This window comes from Streptomyces sp. HSW2009 (assembly GCF_040240285.1).
Classification (GTDB): domain Bacteria; phylum Actinomycetota; class Actinomycetes; order Streptomycetales; family Streptomycetaceae; genus Streptomyces.
This window is the reverse complement of record NZ_JBEHZD010000828.1, coordinates 1-2,443: the sequence shown is the minus strand read 5'-3', so window position 1 is coordinate 2,443 and position 2,443 is coordinate 1. Positions and strand designations below refer to the sequence as shown.

The 2,443-nt window shown below is 76.5% G+C and carries 1 protein-coding gene and 1 pseudogene; both read right to left on the bottom strand.

Annotation, left to right across the window (positions count from 1 at the left end; all coding sequences use genetic code 11):
• The coding region (locus AAHZ94_RS32650) for an AAA domain-containing protein (RefSeq protein WP_349997327.1) at positions 1-990 on the bottom strand (990 nt) is incomplete at its 3' end.
• A gap of 251 nt (positions 991-1,241) precedes the next feature.
• Positions 1,242-2,443, bottom strand: a pseudogene (locus tag AAHZ94_RS32645) (hypothetical protein); the annotation flags it as partial.

The window sequence follows — 2,443 nt, the reverse complement described above, 5'->3', positions numbered from 1 at the left end:
CAATGCAAGGTTGTGTCCTGGATCGATGAATGTCAACATAGAAGAATGTCGAATCAAGGTCTTACGGTGCTCGGCCGTGCCGACCGCTATCCGGGCCGCCGTCAGGGGCACCGGGTCAGGGCCGCGCTCGCTGGTCGCGGCCCCGCCGCGGTCGAGCAGCCGGCGCACCACCAGGGCCACCGCCCGTACCGCCTCCGGGTCCGTACGCGGCGTGTGCCGGGCGGGCAGTTCCAGCAGGCCCCAACCGGACTCCGCCGCCTCGTCCACCACCCGGTCGATGCCCGACCCGTCGGACGCGACGCCGAACGACAGCCGCCGGTCGCCGTGGCCGGTGCCGCTGCGGAAGGGCGTGTACGGATAGAAGGCGTCCGAGACCAGCGGGGCTGCGGAGGCGGGCAGCCGCCAGGAGACGGGCAGCCGGTGCTGCGGCAACTGCGGGTTGTGCGCGAGGAGGGTGCTGACCGCGCTGCTCGACGGGTCGTAGGCGAGGCCCGACCACTGCTCGGCGCCGACCACGCTGAACGGGTCGAGCTGCCCCGGGTCACCGACGAACAGCGCCCGCTCGAAGAGCCCCGCCACGGCCAGCAGCGCATCGGAACGCATCTGGTACGCCTCGTCGACGATGGCGTGCTGCCACGGTTCGACGTTCTTGGTGTGCGCCCACTTCGCGGCCGTCGAGATCACCACGTCGAGCCCGCTGAGCTCGGCGATCTTCGCGGAGGTGCGGACCGCGGGCAGGGCGTCGAGCGCCGGATCGTACGCCGACGGGTCGCTGCTGTGCAGCCGGCCGACGGGCAGTTCGGGCTCCGCCTCGGCCAGCCGCAGCACCAAGTCATCCACCTGCGCATTGGTCTGCGCGACGACCATCAGCGGCCGGCCGGCCGCGGCCAGCTCCCGGGCGGCGCGCACCACCAGCGTGGACTTGCCCGCACCGGGCGGTGAGTCGACCACCACGCCGCGCTCGGTGCCGTGCACCGTGTCGGCCAGGATCGCCGCGGTCGCCGCGGCAGCCGCGGCCCCCGGATCGAACCTCGCGCCTCCGTTGGACCTGCCGGTTCCGGGGCCGGGGGAGCTGGGGCCGTGGGGGCCGGTGCCGCCCGTCGCGGGGCGGGCGTCGGTCCGCTGGCTGGGATGGGCGGTGCCGCTCGCGCTGCCCGGGCGGCTCTGGCCGCTCGGACCAGTCGGGGTGCCCGGACCGCTCTGGCCGGTGAGGCGGACGGGGGCGGCGGCGTCGGCGTCGCTCACAGGAAGTCCTCGTCGGTCACGGGGTCGGGCAGGAAGGCGGGCGGCAGGGGTGGGGCGGACGGGTTGCCGACCTCGGCGATGGTGTCGGCGGCGGCGCCGAACGGGGCGGAATTGTCGATTCCGTCGGCTCCACTGATTCCGTCGGTTCCGCCTGTTTCACCGGGCCCACCGGCACCGGGCCCACCGGCACCGGGCCTACCGGCACCACCGTCCCCCGCGACCGCGGCCACGGCCGTCACCGGAGCACCGGCGTGCAGCGGCGGACCGCCGTGCGTCCACGGGGTCTGTTCCGGATCGGGCAGTTCGGGCCCGCCGCGCGGCGCGTGCTCGAACAGGGTCCAGCACACCCGGTCGCCCGCCTCGGGCACCGTACCGGCCTCGGGGACCTTGCCCCGGCCCATGCCGCCGGTGAGCCGCACCACCAGGGTCAGCGCCTCGGCGGGCCCGGCGCCGCCGTCCCGCTCGGGCCCGCCGTACGCCACGAACTCCGCCGTCTGCGTCTTGCCGCCAGCCAGCGCCCGGTAGAGCTTGGTCCCCTCGTCGAGGAGCGGCCGGTCGTCGGTGGCCAGCGTGACGAGCGGGCGCGGGCGCGGGACCTTCGCCTCCGAGTACGCCATCTCCACCGCCGTCACGGCCCCGGCGAACGCCTCGCCGGACAGCCGTCTGGCCGCCATGACCAGCGGATCGTCCAGTGCCTCGTGCGCGTCGAGCTGCGCCTGAGCGGTTTCCCGCGCGGCCAGCTTGCGCGCCGCGGTCACCGCGTCGTCCCACTTCGGCTGGGGCGGCTCGCCGGCCCGCACCCGGTCCCGGTGCCCCGTGTACGACCAGCGGTCGCGCTTCCACCGCTCGCCGACCCGCGCCCCGGTCGGCAGCGTCCGCAGCAGGTCGATGCCGTGCCACAGCGCGTCCCAGGTCGGTTGGAGCTGGCTGGCGACCAACGCGCGCATGGCCTGCTCGGCCTCGGCGATCGCCGCGGGGTCGCCGTCGGCCCGGGCCGCGTCGTAGCGCGCCATGGCCGGGGCGAGCAGCCGGTTGTCGAAGGCCGGGTCGGTCGCGGGGCCGGCGGGCGGGCGCCACAACTGGCCGCGGGGGGGGGGGGCGGGGGCGGGGCGGGGCGGCCCCGCCCGGGCGGGGGGGGCGGGGGGGCCCGGGGCGGGGGGGGCGGGGCCGGCGGCCCGGGGAGGCGGGTGTGCACGTG